The sequence below is a fragment of the Rahnella victoriana genome (assembly GCF_021276285.1).
In the GTDB taxonomy this organism is placed as follows: Bacteria; Pseudomonadota; Gammaproteobacteria; order Enterobacterales; family Enterobacteriaceae; genus Rahnella; species Rahnella victoriana.
Genome location: NZ_CP089919.1, coordinates 4,278,787 through 4,297,355 on the forward strand (window position 1 = coordinate 4,278,787; position 18,569 = coordinate 4,297,355).

General features: G+C 54.6%; 14 protein-coding genes. 9 read left to right on the top strand and 5 right to left on the bottom strand.

Annotated elements, in window-relative coordinates; all coding sequences use genetic code 11:
* Window positions 1–20: 20 nt before the first annotated feature.
* Window positions 21–1,682, bottom strand: a complete 1,662-nt coding sequence (locus J9880_RS19645; protein WP_119827259.1) for a multidrug ABC transporter permease/ATP-binding protein — start codon at window positions 1,680–1,682, stop codon at window positions 21–23.
* A gap of 79 nt (window positions 1,683–1,761) precedes the next feature.
* Window positions 1,762–3,150 (bottom strand): MFS transporter, encoded by a 1,389-nt coding sequence (locus J9880_RS19650; protein WP_232769814.1) that lies wholly within the window; start codon window positions 3,148–3,150, stop codon window positions 1,762–1,764.
* Window positions 3,151–3,321: 171 nt separating this feature from the next.
* Here J9880_RS19650 and J9880_RS19655 point away from each other — a divergent pair, with 171 nt between their 5' ends.
* The 3 genes from J9880_RS19655 to J9880_RS19665 all read left to right on the top strand — a co-directional run bounded on the left by J9880_RS19655 (window position 3,322) and on the right by J9880_RS19665 (window position 6,527).
* Complete coding sequence (locus J9880_RS19655) at window positions 3,322–4,266, top strand: LysR family transcriptional regulator (RefSeq protein WP_095921753.1); 945 nt, start codon at window positions 3,322–3,324, stop codon at window positions 4,264–4,266.
* Window positions 4,266–5,552 (top strand): DUF445 domain-containing protein, encoded by a 1,287-nt coding sequence (locus J9880_RS19660; protein ID WP_232769815.1) that lies wholly within the window; start codon window positions 4,266–4,268, stop codon window positions 5,550–5,552. Before J9880_RS19655 ends, J9880_RS19660 begins: the two co-directional genes overlap by 1 nt.
* 180 nt (window positions 5,553–5,732) lie before the next feature.
* Window positions 5,733–6,527, top strand: coding sequence for a YaeF family permuted papain-like enzyme (locus tag J9880_RS19665; protein WP_232769816.1), 795 nt, complete (start codon window positions 5,733–5,735; stop codon window positions 6,525–6,527).
* A gap of 40 nt (window positions 6,528–6,567) precedes the next feature.
* Here J9880_RS19665 and J9880_RS19670 read toward each other — a convergent pair whose 3' ends face one another.
* Window positions 6,568–7,665, bottom strand: coding sequence for a glycerol dehydrogenase (locus J9880_RS19670; RefSeq protein WP_232769817.1), 1,098 nt, complete (start codon window positions 7,663–7,665; stop codon window positions 6,568–6,570).
* A 391-nt stretch (window positions 7,666–8,056) separates the two neighbouring features.
* On the opposite strand from J9880_RS19670, the gene J9880_RS19675 reads away from it, so the two are divergent.
* Complete coding sequence (locus J9880_RS19675) at window positions 8,057–8,239, top strand: hypothetical protein (RefSeq protein WP_095921750.1); 183 nt, start codon at window positions 8,057–8,059, stop codon at window positions 8,237–8,239.
* A gap of 282 nt (window positions 8,240–8,521) precedes the next feature.
* Here the strand turns inward: J9880_RS19675 and J9880_RS19680 are convergent, their stop codons facing one another.
* Entirely contained in the window at window positions 8,522–10,180 is a 1,659-nt protein-coding gene (locus J9880_RS19680; protein WP_095921749.1) for a glucan biosynthesis protein D, read from the bottom strand.
* 417 nt (window positions 10,181–10,597) lie between these two features.
* Here J9880_RS19680 and J9880_RS19685 point away from each other — a divergent pair, with 417 nt between their 5' ends.
* Complete coding sequence (locus tag J9880_RS19685) at window positions 10,598–11,977, top strand: CoA transferase (protein ID WP_232769818.1); 1,380 nt, start codon at window positions 10,598–10,600, stop codon at window positions 11,975–11,977.
* Here the strand turns inward: J9880_RS19685 and J9880_RS19690 are convergent.
* Window positions 11,974–12,825 carry an AraC family transcriptional regulator gene (locus J9880_RS19690; RefSeq protein ID WP_095921747.1) on the bottom strand — a complete coding sequence of 284 codons (852 nt, stop codon included), beginning with the start codon at window positions 12,823–12,825 and terminating at the stop codon, window positions 11,974–11,976. The two genes, J9880_RS19685 and J9880_RS19690, sit on opposite strands and share 4 nt — an antisense overlap.
* 263 nt (window positions 12,826–13,088) lie before the next feature.
* Here J9880_RS19690 and J9880_RS19695 point away from each other — a divergent pair, with 263 nt between their 5' ends.
* The 4 genes from J9880_RS19695 (at window position 13,089) to rcsA (ending at window position 18,435) form a co-directional block, all read left to right on the top strand.
* A complete protein-coding gene (locus J9880_RS19695) occupies window positions 13,089–14,927 on the top strand; it encodes a DUF2264 domain-containing protein (protein ID WP_232769819.1) in 1,839 nt (612 codons plus the stop codon).
* Window positions 14,928–14,954: 27 nt separating this feature from the next.
* Complete coding sequence (locus tag J9880_RS19700) at window positions 14,955–16,244, top strand: oligosaccharide MFS transporter (protein ID WP_095921745.1); 1,290 nt, start codon at window positions 14,955–14,957, stop codon at window positions 16,242–16,244.
* On the top strand, window positions 16,241–17,431 hold the full coding sequence (locus J9880_RS19705) for a glycoside hydrolase family 88 protein (protein ID WP_232769820.1): 1,191 nt from the start codon (window positions 16,241–16,243) through the stop codon (window positions 17,429–17,431). Before J9880_RS19700 ends, J9880_RS19705 begins: the two co-directional genes overlap by 4 nt.
* 389 nt (window positions 17,432–17,820) lie before the next feature.
* Window positions 17,821–18,435 (top strand): transcriptional regulator RcsA, encoded by a 615-nt coding sequence (gene rcsA, locus J9880_RS19710; RefSeq protein WP_095921743.1) that lies wholly within the window; start codon window positions 17,821–17,823, stop codon window positions 18,433–18,435.
* Window positions 18,436–18,569: the final 134 nt, after the last annotated feature.

Here is an 18,569-nt window from a genome sequence, read left to right on the forward strand (position 1 = left end):
CATTGCCTTCCGTAAACAATTTAGTGACTTCCAATCTGTGCGACCGCATCGCGGCTGGCGTCAATGCGCGCCTGCCCGTGCAGTTCGTGTAATTTGCCCTGTCGCATTTCCAGCAGACGATCGGCGTGTTCAAAATAGTGATCATCGTGGCTGATTGCCAGCACGGTTTTGCCCATATCCCGCAATTGCGGCAACAGTTCGCGGTAGAAGGTACGGCGGAATTGCGGATCCTGATCGGCGGCCCATTCGTCGAGCAGCAGGAAATCGCGCCCCTCGGCGGCAGCCAGCAGCAGCGCCACACGCTTACGCTGCCCGGCGGACAGTTGCAGGTTGGTCACTTCGTTGCCGCTGAAGGTCAGTTTTTCTTTCATTTTCAGGCGTTGCAGCCAGTCTTCCACCAGCAGCGGATCCGGCTGTTGCCCTTGCGGCCCCATCAGCTGGCCGAACAGATGGAAATCGGTGAACACCGCCGAGAACATCTGCCGGTATTGTTCGGCAGTGTCAGCGGTGACCGGCACGCCGTCGAGCAGGATTTGCCCGGCGCGCGGCTGATACAGGCCGGTCAGCAGCATCGCCATGGTTGATTTGCCGCTGCCGTTGCCGCCAATCAGAAACACCAGTTCGCCACGGGTGATTGTCAGGTTAAGCGGACCGACGCCAAAACCGGCGTCCTCTTCTTTGCCCGCATAACTGAAGCTCAGGTCGCGCAGCTCAAGGGTTTGCCATTTTTTAGCGACAACCGCAGGCGTAAAGGCCTCGTGGTATTCCGCCAGTTTCAGGGCTTTCAGTTTGCCAAACGCCACCTGTGCGCTGAGCAATGTCGGCAGCGCCCCTACCGCCTGTAACATCGGCGTGCGCAGGAACAGCAACGTCAGGGAATAGGTCGCGGCGACGTCAGTATTCGACCAGCCGAGCGTATTCGCCATAAAGAACACCAGACCAATCGCGCCCAGCATCATGATATTCGACCAGTTCACGGCGCTCAGATGGAAGGTATCGGCGCGGATAATATGATGGCGATACTCTTCGGCATCTTTGCGGTAGACATCATCAAACAGATGGCGTGCGCGTTCGCGGTTCAGCGCCAGCTCCTTGCGCCCTTCGATCACTTTCTGATAATCGGTTTGCAGCTTGTCTTCCGCATCACGCACTTTCGCCAGATGGCGGTAAACATGCGACACCAGTTTGAAACCGCCGAATATGGTGATCAGCAGCCAGACAACCGTCACCAGCAGCATTTCCGGTGACAGCCATGCCAGATAACCCGCACAGCCAATGGTCAGGATAATCCCCTGCACCAGCTCCGGCAGGCGAACAAACGCCAGTGTGATGTTACGGATGTCGCTGCCGAGGCTGGCGAGCAGTTGCGCATTACCGATTTGCTCGATGCGTTCGATGTCGGTATCGAGAATACGTTTGATGAACTGGCCGCGCAGGCGGTAAATGAAGTGGTGGCCGAGCACGGTCAGCGCCAGTTGCGAACCCAGCGTGACCGCCATCAGCAACAGCAGAAGCCCGAGGAATTGCGGCAGAACCATCAGGGAGCCTTGCGTGGTTTCAATCAGCTTAAGATTGATAAACGCGATCAGCCCGATACCCAGAACGGCGCTGAGCAGACTCAGCGCCATAACCCCTAAAAACGGCCAGCGATATTGCTTAAAGACAACGCGTAACAACTCCATGAATTTTTCTCGTTCTGAATGCAGGTAAATGATGCTGCACGCAGTTTAATGACACACATTGTCATATCAAGAACAATTCTCATTTTAGGCGCGTATCCGGGCGGATCACCATGCGTTCGAACTTTCCGGCCACCACCAGATAGCCAAACATGCCCAGCAGGCCGTGCGCGCCGACAAACCACAGCGCGAGGTTAAAGGAGCCGGTGGCCGCCACGATATAACCGATCACCACTGGCGTGATGATCCCGGCGACATTCCCGAGGCAGTTAAACACCCCGCCGCTCAGGCCGATCATTTTCTCCGGCGCGGTATCCGACATCACCGCCCAGCCGATGGCCGACAGCCCTTTACCGAAGAACGCCAGCGTCATCAGCGCAATCACCGCCGCATCGGTGGAGACAAAGTTCGCCATCGCCAGCATCGCCGCAAAGAACATGCCCAGCACAAACGGCGTTTTACGCGCTTTCGACGGGCTGATCCCGCGGCGGATCATGTAATCGGACATCACGCCGCCGAGCACACCGCCGGAAAAACCGCAGATGGCAGGCAGCGCCACCACCCACCCGGCTTCCATGACCGTCATCCCGCGCCCTTTGATCAGGTAAATCGGGAACCAGGTCATGAAGAAGTAACTCATCGACGTGATGCAATATTGCCCGATATAAATGCCCCACAGCGTGCGGCTCTGGAACAGTTGCATCACTTCACGGAAGGTGAATTTCTGGCGCGAGGCGCGGCGGTTCAGCTCCAGATCGACCAGCGCACCGTTAGCGCGAATGTGCTCGTGTTCAGCGGGTTTGATGTGCGGGCTGCTGTGCGGTTCTTTGTAGAAGGCGAACCACAAAATCCCGGCGATCAGCCCGACGCCGCCCATCCACAGGAAAACATGCTCCCAGCCGAGCGCGTGGGTCAGCCACGCCATGATCGGCGTGAACACGCCAATCGCCATGTACTGCGCCGAGTTAAACAGCGAGGTCGCCGTGCCGCGTTCATGGGTCGGGAACCAGCAGGCGACGATGCGCGCATTGGCCGGAAAAGCCGGAGACTCCACCAGACCGAGCATAAAGCGCAGGAAAAACAGCATGATGGCCGCCGACAGCCCGCTGACACCAAACCAGCCCACGGTGCCCTGCAACATGGTGAACACCGACCAGAGCACCAGACTGCACCCGTACACCCGCCGTGCGCCAAATTTATCCAGCAGCCAGCCGCCGGGGATTTGCCCGATCATATACGCCCAGGCAAACGCCGAAAAAACCATGCCCAGCATCACCGGATCCAGACTCAGCACCCGCGAGACTTCCGTACCGGCGATCGACAGCGTGGCGCGGTCGGCGTAGTTGATCACCGTGATGGCAAAAATCATCCCGAGCACCACGTAACGGAAGTGACCCGGTTTCGCCGCCTCTGCCGCCGTTTCACGACACTGCGGTTTCGCGTTATCTGACACATCTGTAGGGGACGTCATGTTTTCTCTCCAGACTTATGATTGCATTCCCTGCTTTTTGTGACCGGATGCACACTTTTTATCGTTCCGGCCACGCCATTGAGATCTAAAAAATCCAAATTAATTAACAGAGTAGAAACATTTGACGATACGGTCTAAGTTAAAAAGACAATGGAACAAGTCAAAAATTGAATGATTGAATTAAACCAGTTGCGCTGTTTTGTGGCGGTGGCAGAGGAATTACATTTTGGCCGGGCGGCCAAAAGATTGTTTATGACGCAGCCACCGCTGAGCCGTCAGATCCAGCTCCTTGAGCACGCGCTGGGCGCCCGACTGTTCGAAAGAAGCAACCGCCATGTCAGCCTGACCGCCTCCGGCAAAACGTTTTTGCGCGATGCCAGGCTGATCCTCGAATTCACCGGTCAGGCGCAGGAAACGGTAAAACGGGTGGAGAAAGGGGAAATTGGCCGGCTGATGCTCGGATTTACGGCCGTCAGCGGATACTGGCAAATTCCGCAGATCATCGCGCTCGCCGCAAAGACCCTGCCGGAAATCACTCTGGTGATGAAGGAAATGGTGTCGTCGGCGCAGCTGCAGGCGCTGGCGGCGCGGACGCTGGATATCGGCTTTGTGCGTCAGCCGGTGGCGTTATTTCCGCTGGCTTATCATCGGGTGTTGCGCGAACCGTTGTGCGTCGCCCTGCCCGCCGCCTCCGCGCTGGCGGCCAAACCGCGACTCCGTCTGCGTGATTTTGCCGGACAGCCCTTCATCATGTATTCCGCCACCGAGGGGAAATACTTTTACGACTGTATCGCCGGACTGTTTGCGCAGGCCAACGTCGTGCCGCATTACGTGCAACATTGCAGCCAGACTCACACCATTCTCGGACTGGTGCGTGCCGGTGTCGGGCTGGCGATTGTGCCGGACAGCGCCCGCCAGCTGGGCTTTCCCGATATTGAATTTCGTCCGCTCAGCCACCCCGACGCCTTTGCTGAAATCTACATGGCCTGGCGACAGGACGGCGAAACCCCTGCCCTCGCGGCTTTCCGGGAGATGGTCAGGGAACATTGTTCAGCGACCGGCGCATCAGAAAGAAAAAAGCTGACAGGCCGCCGCACGCTTCCTAAACTGAGGTAATGGATAAAGAACAAGAACTTCGCCGAAGTAAACGTAACGCGCTGGGGCTGCTGCTGATTGCCGCCGCCCTGTTTGTCATCACCCTTTTCCTGCCGCCCAATTTCTGGGTGTCCGGGCTGAAAGCCATTTCTGAAGCCGCGATGGTCGGGGCAATGGCCGACTGGTTTGCCGTCGTGGCGCTGTTCCGCCGCGTGCCGGTGCCGTTTGTTGCCTCGCACACGGCGATCATCCCTAAAAACAAAGACAAAATTGCCGACAATCTGGCGGTGTTTGTGCAGGAAAAATTCCTCGCGCCTGTGACGCTAATCACCCTGATCCGCCAGCACGACCCAGCGCGGATGCTGACCGACTGGCTGAACGCGCCGGATAATGCCCAGCGGTTCGCAAAATATGCCGTAAAGATGATCCGCGGATTTCTGGATGTCACCGACGATCAGCGCATCGCGCAGCTGATGCGGCGTGCGCTGTATCGCGTGATCGACAAGATTGACCTGTCGGCGTCCATTGCGACCCTGCTGGAAAGCCTGACCAAAAATGGCCGCCATCAGGAACTGCTGGATCAGGCGATGGATCAGCTGGAAATCCTGCTGGCGAAAGACAGCACGCGGCAGTTTATCTCCACCCAGATCGTCGGCTGGATGAAACGCGAACATCCGCTCACCGCCAAACTGTTACCCACCGGCTGGCTGGGACGTAACGGCGCGGATCTGGTGTCTAATGCGGTGAATTCTGTGCTGGATGATATGGGCAACGACAAAACCCACGCTTTCCGCAAAGGCTTCGATCAGTCTGTTCAGCGTTTTATCTGGAAACTGCAAAACGACCCCGCAACCGCGCAGAAAGCGGAAGAGATCAAGCAGTACCTGAAGGATGACGAGAAGCTGAATATTTACGTCTTACAGCTGTGGAGCGACATGCGCAACTGGCTGAAAGAGGATCTGGAAAGCGAGGATTCGCGGGTGTTTGCCAAAGTCACCGAATCCGGCCAATGGCTGGGCAACGCGCTGGCGCAGGATGAAAAGCTGCGTATCTCGCTCAATCAGCAGCTGGAAAGTATTGCAGAAAGAGTCGCTCCGGAGTTCGCTGAATTCCTGACGCGCCACATCAGCGACACGGTAAAAGGCTGGGATGCGCGCGATATGTCACGACAAATCGAGCTGAATATCGGCAAGGATTTACAGTTTATCCGCATCAACGGCACACTGGTCGGTGCCTTTATCGGCCTGATGCTGTACCTGCTTTCACAACTGCCGGTGGCGCTCCCCTGGATAATGGCGCGGATTTAATATTTTAGCGCCTCCCCCTTCACAGCGGGAGGCGCTAAAAGCGAAAGCCAAAATAAGCAGCCGCACTTTTTAATCGGATAACCTGATTGCCCGATGAATTCTAAAAGAATAGAATCACCCGGCTTAAATATAACAAAACACTTTTATTCAGATTTTTATTATCAGCAAGGATGCGGAAATATGATGTATTCATTCAGGAAAGCCTTCCTGTTTGTCGCGATTATATTATCGGGATGCAGCTCGCAACCCAATTTATCGCAGCAAAAAGCATTACAGCCTTCTGTCAGCACCTCGACATTACAGATGCAAAGACTGTCCACGCTGGAGGGGCAGGATGCGATCGCGATCGGTGCGGAGCAGCTTCAGCCGGGGGATATCCTGCTTTCCTCCGCGACCGGCGTGACGTCACTGGGTATCCGTTTATTCAGCCTGACCGGCGTCAGTCATGCCTCGGTCTATCTGGGCAAGGGCGAAGTTGCTGAGGCCGTCGGCAGCGGCGTGCAGATTACTTCTTTAGAAGAGGCATTAACCCACAGTAATTCGATGGTGAGTTTACGTAATCAGAAATTAACGGACTTGCAGGCGGAGAAATTAAGAATTTTCTCTCAGAATAATCAGGGTAAGAAATATAACTATAAAGGCATCGTGATTATTGCGCCTTATACATTGACGCGACGGGTGTGTGATTTACCCCTGTTTTTCGGCAAAGGACGTAATACCTGCTTTGATACGCTGGCGACCGTTCAAATCGGTGATACGCCTGCGCCACAGGAAACGTTTTTCTGTTCCCAGTTTGTCATTGAAGCGTTCAATTTTGCCGGCAACCCGATTACCGCCTCGAATGCCCTGTGGATATCACCGGCAGACCTGTTGCATATGCGCGAAGGCGATGTGTCTTCTTTCGCTCCGGTTCAGCCGCTGCAATATGTCGGTCATCTTAAAAAGTGGAATTTATACGACGCGGTGTTTGGTTAAGCGTGATGGCTCCCCTTGTCAGAGGGAGCCGTGACAACCCTTACTTCACGGTTTTACTGAACGCATCCACGGCCAGAATAGCGTTCGCTACGTCTTCGGCAGAAAGAGTGTGGTTCAGATTACCCAGCGTATCGCCCTCGCCGCCTGCCAGCGCACCGACTTTCACCAGATTGGCGAACGATTCGTTTTCCAGATGCATTTCTTTCAACGTGGTTGGCATTTTGATGGCGCGGTAGAAGCGAACGTATTTCGCGATCTCTTCGTCAGGACGCTGTTCCAGTACCATTTGCGTCAGCGTACCGTACGCCACTTTTTCGCCATGGGTCAGATGGTGAATGTCACCTGAAATTGCGGTAAAACCGTTGTGGATGGCATGGGCGCCCGCCAGACCGGCATTTTCAAAGCCCAGACCGGAAAGCAGTGTGTTGGCTTCCACGACCGCTTCTACCGCCGGTGTCACCAGTTTCTGCTCAACCGCGGTATAGGCGCTGTAGCCGTAAGTCAGCAGCGTTTTCTCGCACGCTTCTGCTATCGCCATACCGGCAATTGTCGGGTCGCCGCCCACCATGGAATGAGAGTGTGAACGCAGCACAGCCTGCGCCTCAACAAACGTCGCCAGACCGTCAGCAATACCGGAAGCAAACAGGCGTACCGGAGCCTGTGCGCAGACATGGGTATCAACCAGTACCAGATCCGGGTTTTTGTTGTAGAAGCGATAAGATTCGAAAACGCCTTCATCTGAATAGATAACGGAAAGTGCGCTGCACGGCGCATCAGTGGAAGCCACGGTCGGCACAATCACCACATTTTGCTTCAGTTCATCGGCAATCGCCTTGACGGTATCGAGGGTCTTACCGCCCCCCAGACCGACCACCACCTGCGTGCCGGCTTCACGGGCGATACCTGCCAGACGGGTAATTTCGCTGGCGGAAGCCTCGCCGTTAAAGCGTTCGTAATGGAATTCTACATCGGCTTTTTTCAGTGACGTTTTTACGCGATCACCGATAATTCCCCAAACAACATCATCAGCAATCAGGAATGATTTTCCGCCCAGCGCAGGCAGATAATCCCCTAACTCATCCAGTACACCACTGCCCTGAACGTATTTCCTTGGCGAAGAGAAGATAAATTTACTCATGATAAAAGCCTCTTTTCGTTGATAATGCGAAAGTGAACTACTCATCCGAGGGTAACGCAGCACGACAGGAAGCCCAACCCCTTTCATTCACTTTAACAGCATGACGCGCAAAGAATTTTTTCAATCAGTGCGGAGGGTTAAAATAATATGGCCAGATATTTTCGTTCGATTTAATACCCCTTAATGATTATTAAAATCCGCATGATTCCAGCCTGATAGAAAATATCCAGACTGTTAGCTTTTAACTATTGAATACATCAATAAAAGCGACTTCCGCTTATCAGCGAAATCCGTAGAATTCATCGCATTGGCAGCACGTCGTAAGCAGTGGTCATTAGCCAGCTCGCTGTTAGCCATTCCATTAATATTTCTGAGATTAATAAGGAACAGCATGTACAACTTTCAGCGCTACAACGCCAAAGAACTGGCGCTTGCCTATATGAGCAGCAAACCACACGACTTTTCGCCACAAGAATTTTTACAACAGTTGAAAGAGGTTGAGAAATCTTTCGACGCGGCGCTGAGAAGCCCTCAGCAGCAACCGCAGAACGGCATGCTGGTTAAGGCGTTTTGATTGCCATCTTGGTCTTAGCCAGTTGAGTACCGTGCGTTACCCTTGCTTTACCCATGGAAGCAATTTGCAAGATCCTGTGTCTGGTTCATCTGCAAAAATAAAATAGAAAAAAAGCAAAAGCCCCGAATATTCGGGGCTTTTTGTCTTTATTAATGACAACTCCGCTAAAGCATTCACGTTGCAGGAGGCGGCAAACGAACGAATCCCGATGCGCTGACTAAAGTCAGTGATTCGGGTGAGCGAATGCAGCCAACGCACCTGCGGCTTGAAGGATGACGGGGACTACTTCGTCATCTGACGGTCATCAATGTACTTGCGATTTTCCGGTGCCGGCGGGAAATACTGATACAGCCAGGTTTCAGACAGCGCGGTCTGGCCGGAGCGCAGGAACATCCGCAGTTCCACCGGCGCGACAGAATCGCTGTCCGGATACCAGTCGAACAGGATGCGGTACCCGTCGAACGGCTGCACATACAGAATTTCGATGTTTTTGATTTGTCCGTGAGAGACATTGATCACCGGCTCGATGCCTTTATCGGCAAAGGCTTTCAGCTCGCCGCCGACAAAATCAATGGCGAAACGACGCGCCCAGACCTGCGGATAATTCTCGCCCGGTGCCCAGCCTTCCGGGAAACCGCCCATGCCGGTGCGGGTCGCCAGCACATTAGCCAGCGGGCTGCGGTGCGGCGGTTCGGAACTCCAGTACAGTTTGTAGCTGAAGCTGAATTCTGCCCCCGATTTCACCGGTTTTTCCGGCTGCCAGAAGCACACCACGTTATCCAGCGTTTCACCCGTCGTCGGGATTTCCATCAGGTTAACGCTGCCCTTCCCCCAGTCGCCGACCGGTTCGACCCACAGACTCGGGCGCTTGTTGTACCAGCCAATCACGTCCTGATAATTATTGAACTCGTGATCGAGCTGCAACAGGCCAAACCCTTTCGGGCTGTTATCGCTGAAGGCATTGAACTGTAAACGTTGCGGATTGTTCAGCGGACGGCAGATCCATTCCCCCGTTCCGGTCCACATTTCCAGCCGGTCTGAGTCATGGATTTGCGGGTGAATGGTGTCGCAGCGGCCACGCTCGCTGGTGCCGCAGCTGAACATACTGGTCATCGGCGAAATGCCCAGCTGTTTGATGTCTTCACGGGCATGCAGATGGTTTTCGATTTCCATCACCACGCGGGTCGGCTCGCAGTGGATCACGAATTTATAGGCACCGGTGATGCTCATGCCATCCAGCAGGGCGTAAACCGTGAATGTGGTGTCACCCGGTTTTGGCGTATCAAACCAGAACGCGGTGAAATCCGGAAATTCTTCCGGCTGATCGGTGAAGGTATCCACCGCCACGCCACGGGCTGACAGGCCATACTGATAGGTGTCATCCACCGCACGGAAATAGCTGGCACCGAGGAAGGAAACCACATCGCGGCGGGTCAGTTCAGGCGCTTTGTTCACCTTAAAACCGGCAAAGCCGAGATTAGAGAAGCCTTCCAGCTGTTTGGTGTCCACACCGGCATCGTGATAGTTAAACAATTCCGGGCGGAAGTGAATTTCTCGCGCCATGTGTTTCACAGGATCGACGGAATACATGCGCACACGGCGTTTAAAGCCCATGCCGACGTGGAACAGTTCCACATCCAGCTGACGTTCCGGCAGGCCATTCCACAGGGAATGTGCGTGATCGTACTGAATCGCGTTGTAAGCCTGCGGTGTCAGTTCAGCCAGCGTTTTAGGTAAAGGTTGTGGCGCGCCGCCGTAAGGGTTGTCGGCGAGATCTTTCGCCATCTTTTTCAGCGCGTTGAAATCAAATGGCAGTTCGCCGCCGTCTGCCACATTCGCCTCTGCCGCCTCAGCGGAACGGGTGAACAGTGTGGACATAGCCGGCACACCACACCAGGCGGCGAGTGCCATTGATGCTTTAATAAATGCTCTTCGTTCCATGCCAGAATCGTTTCCTGTACTGGGCAAAAATCTGGAGACATCGTGCTGTGACGCCGTCCCCCGCGTATTCAGAGTTTTCGACCCTAAGGCTAACGTAAAATTCACAAGCCGAGTACAAGAAATTGAATGCATTCAGCTAATATTTTGCTTGAAAAAGTAAGCAAGCCTGACTGCGCTCATGCCCCGTATGACAGGGGCTGAGGCGGTTTTCAGAAACGAAGATTTTACAAGCAATTCCTGCCCCGTTTTGGGGCGCAACAGACCGGGGACTTTAGGAGCATTCTGTTACCGGCAGGTTATTATTCTTCATAACCTGGCGTGTCATCTGCGCCGGGTTAACACGCCTTTGTGCCCGTCCTGCTATGCTGAAATCTTATTGTTTTATGCTTATTTATTTTACTGCATGGAGGTTTCTGCATGTCCGATGAACTGATTCAGGAGAAAGCGCGTGAGCTATACGCGCAGTTAACCGGCAAGCTTTCGCTTCCCTGCCTGCTGCATGTCAGCGGCGACGGCAACCTGCCCGCGTATTATCCGGTGACGCCGTTGATTGCGGCCTCGGTGGCGCTGGCCGGTATGGCGCTTTCGCGTCTGGTTGCGCTGCAAAGCGGCGTGCATGATGCCGTTACGGTCGATCGCCGTCTGGCCTCGCTGTGGTGTAAAACCAGTATCCGTCCCGAAGGCTGGGAAATACCGCCTGCGTGGGACAGTCTGGCTGGCGATTACGCCACTTCCGACGGCTGGATCCGTCTGCATACCAATGCGCCAGCGCACCGCAAGGTGGTGGAGACTCTGCTGGGGAAAGCAGACAACCGCGAAGCACTGGCGTTGCGGGTGGTGATGTGGAAGAAGGCCGGGCTGGAACAGGCCGTAGTGCAGGCTGGCGGGTGCGCGGCGCAGATGCTGAGCGCCGCCGAATGGCAGAACCATGTGCAGGGAAAATCACTGCTGACGGAACCGCTTTTTCAGTCCTCGCTGTCTCCTGAGGCGGCGGCACCGCAGTGGAAATTATCCCCTGAACAACCGCTGGCGGGCGTGAAAGTCCTCGATCTGACGCGGATTATCGCCGGGCCGGTCGCGACCCGTTTTCTGGCCGGGCTGGGAGCGGACGTGCTGCGCATCGATCCTTTCGGCTGGGATGAAACCAGTCAGGAAGCGGATGTCACCCTGGGTAAACACTGTGCACGGCTCAACCTGCACAATCCGCAGGACCGCCACCGTTTTGAGGAACTGCTGCGTGACGCCGATGTGATCGTCCACGGTTACCGTGCCGGGGCGTTGCATAAACTGGGTTATGGCAGCGAACAACGCCGGTCGATTGCGCCGGGGCTGGTGGATGTGTGCCTTAATGCGTATGGCTGGAGCGGGCCGTGGCGCGAGCGGCGCGGTTTCGACAGTCTGGTGCAGATGAGCTGCGGTATTGCGGAATACGGTATGCAGAAATCCGGCAGCCAGAAACCCGTCCCGTTGCCGGTTCAGGCGCTGGATCACGTCACCGGTTATCTGATGGCGGCGGCCGTGCTTCAGGGGCTGGCGCAGCGCGTGGAAACCGGTCAGGGCAGCGAAACGCGGTTGTCGCTGGCGCGCACGGCCCGCGAGCTGACGGAAGATAACCCGCAGGCAGACAACGAACCGCCAATCGGTTCCGCCGGCCAGGCCGATTATTCTGCGGAACCGGAACACACCGTCTGGGGAACAGGCTGGCGCTTACGGCCGCCGGTCTGGCTGGAGAACTCCCGGCTGGCGTGGGATCTCCCCGCCTCACCACTCGGTTCCTCGCCCGCGAACTGGCGTTAAGCCGTCAGCGAAAACGCCGCCTTGCGATATTGCAGCGGCGTTTTACCGATCAGCTTTTTAAAACGGGTAATGAAATACGGCGCGTCGGCGAAGCCGCACTGCAGGCCGATCTCCTCCACCGACCGGTCGGTCGAGCGCAGTAATTCACAGGCCCGTTTTACCCGTCGGGTGGCGAGATAATCCTGGATCGAGCCGCCGGTTTCCTGCCCGAATACCCGCGAAATATAACTTTCCGATAAGCCGATGGCGGCAGCCAGTTCCGCCAGCGAAAATTTCTGCACGTAGTTTTCTTCAATCCACTGCATCACTTTTGAGGCCGTCGTGCGGCTGATGGTTTTGGTCTGCGCATTATCCGCAGGCATAAACGCCATCAGCTGCAAAATCAGCATGGCGATTTCTTCCCACTGATCGGCCAGCGGTTCGGGTAACTGATTGAATTGTTCGAGTATCACTTCAATGTGGCTGGCCTGTTCGCTGAGATCGAAAATGTGCGCGGCGCGGTCGGCATCCCACAGGCTGGCGAAACGGGCACGGCGCTGCGGAAAGGATTGCAGGCAGCCGTCGAGCAACTGGTGATCAAGATGAATGGTGGTACGCAGGTAGAGATTTTTGTCGCCGGACTCAACAAACACTTTATGCAGTTTGAACGGCGGAAACACGAATAACCTTCCCGGCCGCAGCGTGTATTGCTGGTTATCGACAATCACAATGCCGTAGCCCTGGCTGACAAACAGTAATTCCAGACACTGATGCCAGTGAAAATAATTGGCACTGCCGCGACTCATCCGGTTAAAAGAAACCTGACGTTCATTAAGGGCAATACGTTCAAGATAATCCGATACCGGCATTGCTGTTTTTCTCCGTTCATTTTTACGCCGCTGACAGCCAGGACAACAAAACACAATTTTCGGTCTGCTTTTTATAATTTAAGCCGTTTTGCCGCCCGTTTAATAATCACAATGTTGAAAATCAGCTCATTCTGTGAGGCACATAACAATCAGCGTTTTTCAGTTCTCTATATTTCCTTCGCGGCACAGAGAATTGAAATACTATTTCAAATTATTCATTCCTTATTTTACTGGTTCCCACTCACGTCACCGGGAGAACTTTTATGACGCTGAAAAAAGTGAACACCCATAATCCGTTGCGAACCCGCGACGATGTGCAGCAACTGTTGAACGACATGCTCGCGGCGGTGTCGCCTTATACGGAAGAAGGCAAAAGCGGAATCGATCTCGGCAATTCCACCACCCACTACGGGAAAGAGATTGCCAAAATGGAAGCACTGTCACGCATGCTGTGGGGGATTTTCCCGCTGCTGGCCGGTGGCGGTGACTGCCCGGATTTGCCTTTCTATCTGAATGCCATTCGTTACGGCACCGACCCTGAACATCCGCAGTACTGGGGCAACATCCGCGATTTCGATCAGCGTTGTGTGGAAATGGCCGCTTTTGGCGTCGGGCTGACGTTGCTTAATCACCGTCTGCTCAGCCATTTCACCGAACAGGAACAGCAAAATCTCGTCCGCTGGCTGGATCAGGGACGTAACGCCACCATTCCGAATAACAACTGGAATTTCTTCCCGGTCATGGTGCAGATGGGCTTTAAGACCGCCGGTCTGCCATGGGACAAAGTTGCCGTTGAAGCGCGGTTTGCGCTGATGGAAGACTATTACCTGGGCGATGGCTGGTATTCCGACGGTCCGGAAAGGCCGCGTGATTACTATATTTCGATGGCCTTCCATTATTACGGATTGCTGTATGCGCAGCATATGGCCGATGTCGATGCCCCACGGGCGGCCATGCTGCGTGAGCGGGCGCAGCGTTTCGCCCAGGACTTTATCACGATGTTTTCCGCCGGTGGCGCTGCCGTGCCTTTCGGCCGCAGTCTGACCTACCGTTTCGCTGAAGCCGCTTTCTGGAGCGCCGCCGCGTACAGCAAGCTGGACGTCTTCACGCCGGGCATCATTAAAGGGCTGATCCTGCGCCATCTGCGCCACTGGCTGAAAGAGCCGATTTTCGACCGCGACGGCGTGCTGAGCATTGGCTATCACACGCCGAATCTGGTGATGGCCGAGGATTACAACGCGCCCGGTTCGCCTTACTGGGCGTGCAAACTGTTTCTGGTGCTGGCACTGCCGCAGGACGATGCGTTCTGGCAGGCCGAAGAAGCGCCGCTTCCGGTACTGCCCGCCGCGCACTGTATTCCTCATGCTAACCAGATCCTGACCCGCGATGCCGAAGGCCAGCATGTGGTGATGCTCACCTCCGGTCAGCTTGAGCTGAATAACTTCGTCAATACCGAAGCCAAATACACCAAATTCGCCTATTCCAGTCAGTTCGGTTTCACCTTAGATCGCGGACGTTACGGACTGAACCACGCCGGTTGCGATTCGATGCTGATGTTCTCTGAAGGCGACGGTTATTTTCGCGGACGCCGCGACTGCGCCGACACCCGAATCACCGGCGAGATGATCTGTTCCCGCTGGCTGCCGTGGCATGACGTTGCCGTGCGTACCTGGCTGATCCCCTGCGGTGACTGGCATCTGCGGGTTCATCACATTGAGAATCAGCGTCCGCTGGATACCGCCGAAGGCGGATTTGCGGTGATGCAGGAACCGGCTACCCGGACGCAACACACCGCAGACAAGCGGGCAGTGACGGTAACGGCACGGAACGGCATCAGCCGGATTGTCAGTCTGGATGACAGTTCACCCCGCGAGGCCGCCACCGTTATCACGCCGCCAAACAGCAGCATCATGTTTGCTGAAACCGCATCCATTCCGCTGCTGAAGTCGTCACTGCCTGCCGGTTCTCACTGGCTGATAAGCGCCGTGTGTGCGTCTGCCACCCGTGATATCCGCGCGCTGGCCGTGCCGGAAGTCAGTCGTCAGGGGCAACAATTGCGCTGGCAATATCAGGGTAACAGCGGGCACATCACGTTAGGTTAATCCTCAGGATCCGTTTCAGGAGTCACTATGAAAGCCATAAAAACAGCCAGTAAAACGGCTTACTATAAAATGAGCAGCTTTATATTCCTGTATTTCTTCACCTGGTCGTCGAGCTTCGGGCTTTACGCCTTGTGGCTCGGACAAAAAGCCGGGCTGGACAGCGTCAGCATTGGCACCGTGTTCGCCATTAATGGCGTGTTTGCGGTGATCATGAAGCCGGTTTACGGCTATATCATGGACAAAATCGGCATGAGCAAATCACTGCTCTATTTTGTGGTGCTGGTTTCCGCCCTGATGGCGCCGTTCTTTATTTTCGTCTATCAGCCGCTGCTGGACAGCCATCTGATGGTCGGGATTGTGGTCGGGGCGCTGTATCTGAGCCTCGGCTGGTACGCCGGGGTCGCGGCATCAGAATCGTACGCCGACCGTTTCAGCCGTCTGTATCACATGGAATTTGGTCAGGTGCGCATGTGGGGATCGCTGGGCTGGGCGCTGGCCGCCTCGTTCTCCGGCGTGCTGTTTAATCTGTCTCCGGCCTGGAACTTCGGGCTAAGCAGCGCCACCTCGCTGGTGATGCTGGCGGTATTGCTGTCGCTGAAAATCGGCGATGAGCAACTGAGAAATAACGATGTGATCTCGCAACAAAAAATCGTCTTCAGCGATGTGATTTTGCTGCTCAAAAACCGCAAGTTCTGGATGTTCTCGCTGTATGTCGCCGGTGTGGCGTGGATGATGTTTGTGGCCGAACAGCAATTCTCACGCTACTTCGTCACCTTCTTCGCCACCAAAGAGCAAGGCAACGCCTGGTACGGCTATCTGAGCACCGTACAGTCCGGCCTTGAGTTTCTGATGATGATGGTGATCCCTTTCCTGGTGAACTATTTCGGTGCCAAGAAAAGCCTGCTGCTGGTCGGCGCGCTGGTGGGATTGCGGCTGATAGCGTCCGGGCTGACCAACGATCCGCTGCTGATTTCTATCATCAAACCTTTCTACGGCCTGGAAATCGCGCTGCTGCTGGTGTCGGTGTTCAAGTACATCGCCGAGCATTTCAGTAAACGCGTCAACGCCACCATGTATCTGCTGGGCTATCAGGCGATGATTTACGTCGGCTCGATTGTCGTCGCGCCCCCAGCCGGTTATTTCTACGACCGCATCGGTTTTGAACACACGTATCTGATTATGGGCGGCATCGCGCTGTGCTTTACGCTGATTTCCGCCTTCACCTTATCTGCCTGTCACAGTTTGCGCTCCGGCGTCCCCGCACCGGCGGAACAGGTTGACCTTGAGACTATTGGAATGGAAAGGGAGAAAGTATGACTATCACCATCGCGAAAGAAACGTTACTGCCCGTGGAACTGAATCAGCTGGACAGGATCGCCTTTGCGCAAAAAATGCAGCGGGCGCGCCAGACGGTACTGAGCAAAATTTCCCGTAATCTGGAAAAGTTCGGCGATAAGTTTCCGGCAGAAACCTGCGTGAACGGCCATTATCCGCTGACGGAAAATGTCGAGTGGACCACCAGTTTCTGGACCGGACAACTGTGGCTGGCGTGGGAAATGACCGGCGACGACCGGTATCGTCACGCGGCGGAAAAACAGGTGACCTCTTTTGGTAACCGCATCGCCAACCGCATTGATACCGCGACGCATGATCTGGGTTTTCTCTACAGCCTGTCGTGTGTCAGCGCCTTCAAACTGACCGGCAACCGTCAGACCCGTGGCTTCGCGCTGCTGGCCGCCGAGGCGCTGATGGAGCGTTTCAATACCACCGCGAAAATCATTCAGGCATGGGGAGATTTGCAGGATCCGGAACAGGCCGGACGGATGATTATCGACTGTAATATGAACCTGCCGCTGCTGTACTGGGCGAGTGAGCAAACCGGTGAACCGCGTTTTGCTCAGGCGGCACGCGCACACGCTGAACAGGCGGCGAAATATATTGTCCGTCCTGACGCCTCGACCTATCACACCTATTACATGGACACCGTCACCGGCGAACCGCGCTTTGGCAATACCCATCAGGGATATGCCGATGATTCCTGCTGGTCACGCGGACAGGCCTGGGGTATTTACGGCTTTCTGCTCAGTTACCGTTATACCGGCGATGCGGATCACGTCGAGTTGTCCCGCCGTCTGGCGCATTACTTCCTCAACCGCTTGCCGGAAGATGATGTCTGCCACTGGGATTTAGCCCTGCTCGGCACTGACGCGGTGCGCGACAGTTCAGCGGCAGCCATCGCCGTGTGCGGCTTGCTGAGTCTGGCCACCACCCTGCCCGCCACGGATGACAAACGTGCCTGTTACGAGGAAATGGCGCTGCGCATTATGGATTCGCTGACTGAGAACTATCTGACATCTGAGGAAGAAGATTGTGACGGTTTGCTTAAGCATTCGGTCTATCACATGGCCAGCGGCAAAGGCGTCGATGAGTGTTGCAGCTGGGGCGACTACTTTTATGTCGAAGCCCTGACACGCGTGACCCAGTGCTGGCAGTCTTACTGGTGATCGCTGTGACGCAGTGTTTACGCACTGCGTCCGTTTTTCCTGCCATTTTCATTCGTGAATTGTTTTTAAGGATAAGCAAGGTCATCATCGGAATGCTAAGTGTTCCAGCGTGTTACTGTAACATCCCACTCCATAAGCCTTTCTTCTATGTCCTTACATCCATTAAGAATAGTCTGAATTGTGGCGATTTCTTTGTACAGTCACAAAGTTAATCCTGACATAAACCAAATTAATCAAAATCCTCCATGCCCCGGAAGGGGTAAAAAAATCACTTCCAACCGGTCAATTTTCATGCAAAAAGTAGAGCCAGCACGCAGTTTGTGCTTTTTGTGCTGACACCTGAGAATCCAATCATTATGCAGAACAGGGACGTCCTATGGGGACTTACTATGCAAACGATAATCTTGGATCCATGCCGGTATACGCGTCTCGGCTTGCAACAATTTCTTGCCAGTGATCACGACGTCAGTTACGTCAACCATTTCGATCAGTTGCTCAATGGTTGCGCCAGACTGAATCCTTCCATTGTTTTTATTAATGAGGATTGCATATCGTCCCATTCGGGCCATAAAGAACGACTGGGAGAACTGATCAACGAACACCCGGAAACACTGTTTTTTATCTTCATGTCGCGCACACGTATTCATTTCGAAGAGTATATTTTCGTTCGTAAGAACGTGATTATCACCTCGAAATCAATTAAGGCGGGCACACTGAAACTGTTAATGAATCATCCGCTACTGCCGCAGGCGCAGGATCCTGCCATCAGCGGAGTGCTCGATACCCGGCCCGTCATGCTGAGCCGCTCTGAATCGGCAATGCTCAGAATGTGGATGTCCGGCAACGGCACCATTGAAATATCCGATAAGCTACAAATTAAGACCAAAACGGTGTCCTCTTATAAGGGAAATATTAAAAGGAAAATAAAATCACCGAATAAGCACATTATTTATCACGTCGTCCGCCTATGTGATCAGCTCACGAACGGCATCTATGTGAATTAATCCTCTCCCTTTTTGGGTTCCCGCTACAGGCTATGCGATCGCGTGGCCTGTAGTGATCCGGATTAATCTCTGAAAATGAGATCTGCGCCACAAATATAAACTGAATCCCTCCGCCTGAATGCCGATGACACCTT